Source organism: Streptomyces sp. MB09-02B (assembly GCF_033794485.1).
In the GTDB taxonomy this organism is placed as follows: Bacteria; Actinomycetota; Actinomycetes; order Streptomycetales; family Streptomycetaceae; genus Streptomyces.
In genome coordinates, this window is the sequence record NZ_JARGEE010000647.1 from 1 (window position 1) to 3,435 (window position 3,435).

Genomic DNA, 3,435 nt, shown 5'->3' on the forward strand with positions numbered 1-3,435 from the left:
CCCGCACACGGCCCCGACCACCGTCCCCGCGCAACTCCCCCATGACTTGCCGACGTTCACCGGTCGTCGCGCCGAGCTGGACGAGGTGCTGGCACTGCTCACCGGGCTCGGCGGCAGCGGCGTCCACGGTGACAGCGGCAGCGGCGGCAGCAGCAGCGGCAGCGGCGGCGGCAGTCCCGGCGTCGGGGGCGTGGGCGGCGAAGGCAGTCCCGGCGACGGGGGCCCCGCGCACCACGTCGGCACCGTAGTGATCAGCGCCATCCGCGGGATGGCCGGCATCGGGAAGACCACACTCGCCGTGCACTGGGCCCACCAGGTCGCGGACCGTTTCCCGGACGGGCAGCTCTACGTCAACCTCAGGGGGTTCGCGCCCTCGGGCGGGGCCATGGAGGCCGGAGAGGCCGTGCGGGTCTTCCTCGACGCGCTGGGCGTACCGCCGGATCGCGTGCCGCACGGCGTCGACGCCCAGGCCGCCCTGTACCGCAGCCTCCTGGCGGGCCGGCGGTTCCTGGTGCTGCTGGACAACGCACGGGACACCGAGCAGGTGCGGCCGTTGCTGCCCGGCACGCCCGGCTGTCTGACCATCGTGACGAGCCGCGACCAGCTCTCGGGCCTGGTCTCCGCGCACGGCGCGCACACACTGGCGCTGCGTCCGCTGGACGCCGCGCAGGCACGGTCGTTCCTCGAACGGAGACTGGGGGCCGGACGGCTCGCGGGAGAGGCACGGGCGGTGGCGGAGATCGCGGCCCTGTGTGGAGGGCTGCCCCTGGCGCTGGCCTGCGTCGCGGCGCGGGCCGCCACGCACCCGGACTTCCCGCTGTCGGCGATGGCGGCGGAGCTGCGCGCGGCGCACGGCAGTCTGGACGCGTTCAGCCGGACGGACATGGCCGCGAACGTCGGGGCGGTGTTCTCGTGGTCGCTGGGGGCCGTGTCGGCCGAGGCGGCGCTCCTGTTCCCGCTGCTCTCGCTGCATCCCGGCCCGGACTTCTCCGTGGCGGCGACGGCCTCGCTCGCCCGTCTGTCCGTGCGCCGCGCACGGTCGCTCCTCACCGAACTGGCCGACGTCCACCTCGTGGGCGAGCCCGCGCCCGGCCGGTACGCCCTGCACGACCTGCTGCGCGCCCACGCGACCGAACTCCTGGAGGAGCAGGACCCGGCCGGAGTCCTGGAGGAGCAGTACCCGGCCGGAGTCCTGGAGCAACAGGACCCGGCCGAACTCCCGGAGGACGGGCGGGAGCCGGAGGACAAGCGAGAGCCGGAGGACAGGCGGGAGCCGGAGGACAAGCGGGAGCCAGAGGACAGGCGGGAGCCGGAGGACGAGCGAGAGCCGGAGGACGGGCGGGAGGCGGCCACCGCGCGGCTGTACGCGTACTACCTGCACACCTCGCACGCCGCCGAGCCGCTCCTCGCCCCGCACGCGGATCCGGTGCCGCCGGGGCCGCTCCCGTCCGGTGTCCACGTCGAACCGCTCGCCGACCACCCGCGGGCGCTGGCCTGGCTGGCGGCCGAGTATCCGGTGCTGCTGGCCGTCGTCGGGGCTGCGGCCCGGTCCGGCCACCACCGGGTGGCGTGTCTGCTCGCCTGGTCGCTGGAGCCGTTCTTCGACCGGCGAGGGCACTGGCACGACTGGACGACCGTCCAGCGGATCGCGCTCGACGCGGCGCTCCGGACGGCCGATCCCGTGTGGGAGGCCAGGGGCCTGCGCGCAATGGCCCGGGCCGAGAGCCGGCTCGGTCTGCACGGGTCGGCCCGTCTCCGCCTGGACCGCGCGCTGTCGCTCTTCACCGAGGCGGGCGACACCGTCGGGCGGGCCGACACCCATCGCAGCCTCGGCTGGACCCACGACCAGGAGGGGGACCTGCCCGGCGCGCTCCGCCACAACCGGCTGGCCATGGAGCTCTTCCGGGACAGCGGCCGCCGGGCCGCGTACGCGAGTGTCCTCAACTCCGTCGGCTGGTACCACGCGCTGCTGGGCGAGCACCAGGAGGCGCTGAGCCACTGCCACCGGGCCCTGGCCCTGCTCCAGGAACTCGGCGACCGTTACGGCGAGGCCGCGACCTGGCACACCATCGCGTACGCCCACCACCACCTCGGCCGCCATCCGAACGCCCTTCTCGGCTACGGCCACGCGCTCGCCCTCTACCGGGAGTTGGGCGTCCCCTACCTGGAGGCCCGCACACTCGTCGACATCGGCGACACCCATGCCGCGACGAGCGACCACGACAGCGCCTTCGAGGTACGGCAACAGGCCCTCACCCTGCTCATCACCCTCGGTCACCCGGACGCCGACCAGGTGCGGGCCCTGCTCACCACGAGCGGGCGGTCCGGGTGACCGACGCCGTGCGCCACCGGCCCCTCGGCTCGCAGGGGGAGTCGCTGAGGTTCGATGTGCTGGGGCCGCTTCGGGTGCGCCGGGGCGGGGTGGAACTCGACCTCGGGTTCCCCCAACAGCGGGCTCTGTTGGGGCTGTTGGTCGTGAGGGTGGGCCATGTGGTGCCGTTGGGTGACGTCGTCGACGTACTGTGGCCGCAGCGGGCGCCGGCGAGTGCGAGGAACGTGGTGCGCCGGTACGCCGGTTCGCTGCGGCGGCTGCTCGAACCCGGGCTGCCGCCCCGGGCGCCCGGACGGCGGCTGCCGCGCCGTGCCGGGGGCTATCTGCTGGAGGCCGACGAGGACGAGGTCGACCTGCTGCGTTTCCGCGCGCTCACCAAGCGGGGCAAGCGGGCCGCCGCCACCGGGCGGTCCGAGGCTGCGGCACGGCACTTCGTGGACGCGCTGGGCGAGTGGCGCGGGCCGGTGGCAAGGGGGATTCCCGTCGCCGTCCGGGAGCATGCCGTGTTCGGCGAAGTGGAACGCGAGTTGCTCCGCACGACCAGGATGGCCGCCGCAGCGGCGCTTCTGTGCGGGAGGAGCGAGCAGGTGCTGACCCGACTGCGCCAGGCCCTCGAACTCGACCCGCTGGACGAGTCGTTGCACGCCGCCCTCATCATGGCCCTGGCCGCGTCCGGCCTCCAGGCGGAGGCGCTGGCCGCGTACGAGCGCGTACGACGGCTGCTGGCCGAGGAGTTGGGCGTGACACCGGGCACGGACCTGACCACGGCCCACACCAGGGTGCTCCGCCAGGAGTGGACCCCGCCTCGGCCAGCTGCCCCGCCTCGCCCCACCGCCCCGTCTCGGTCGGCCGCCCTGCCTGCGCCGCCGGCCTCGCCTCGGCCGACGGGCCCGCCGCAGCCACCCGCCTCGCCTCGGTCGGCCGCACCACCTCATCCGTGCGCCTCGCCTCGCCCGACCGGCCCGCCTCAGCTGCCCGCATCCCCGCCGTCGGCCCCATCTTCTGGGCCGATCGCGCCGTCTCAGCCAGCCGCGTCACCGCCGACGGCCCCATCCCCTGAGCCAGCCTCATCCCCTCAGCCAGCCTCATCCCCTCAGCCGACC

The 3,435-nt window shown here is 75.0% G+C and carries 2 protein-coding genes; both read left to right on the plus strand.

What is annotated here, in order from left to right:
- Positions 1–2,332, plus strand: a 2,332-nt coding sequence (locus tag P1P70_RS42250; RefSeq protein WP_319247459.1) for an ATP-binding protein, incomplete at its 5' end; no start/stop codon positions are given.
- The coding region (locus P1P70_RS42255) for an AfsR/SARP family transcriptional regulator (RefSeq protein ID WP_319247461.1) at positions 2,329–3,435 on the plus strand (1,107 nt) is incomplete at its 3' end. The genes P1P70_RS42250 and P1P70_RS42255, both read left to right, overlap by 4 nt.